General features: G+C 70.2%; 1 protein-coding gene. It reads left to right on the forward strand.

All coding sequences use genetic code 11. The features are described from left to right. A partial coding sequence (locus WDW90_RS39745) for a radical SAM protein (RefSeq protein ID WP_336493074.1) occupies positions 1-265 on the forward strand: 265 nt, incomplete at both ends.

Consider the following 265-nt stretch of genomic DNA (forward strand, 5'->3'; position numbering starts at 1 on the left):
GCGGGCGCAGGCCGAGCGCCTCGCCGAGGCCGGCCTGACCTCCTACAACCACAACCTCGATACCGGTCCCGACTTCTACGGCGACATCATCTCGACGCGCACCTACGAGGATCGCCTGGCGACGCTCGCCAACGTGCGCGAGGCCGGGATCGGCGTCTGCTGCGGTGGCATCGTCGGCATGGGCGAGGGCGTGAAGGACCGCGCCGCGATGCTGCAGGTGCTCGCCAACCACGCGCCTCATCCGGAGAGCGTGCCGATCAACGCC

Source organism: Methylobacterium nigriterrae (assembly GCF_037106235.1).
In the GTDB taxonomy this organism is placed as follows: Bacteria; Pseudomonadota; Alphaproteobacteria; order Rhizobiales; family Beijerinckiaceae; genus Methylobacterium; species Methylobacterium nigriterrae.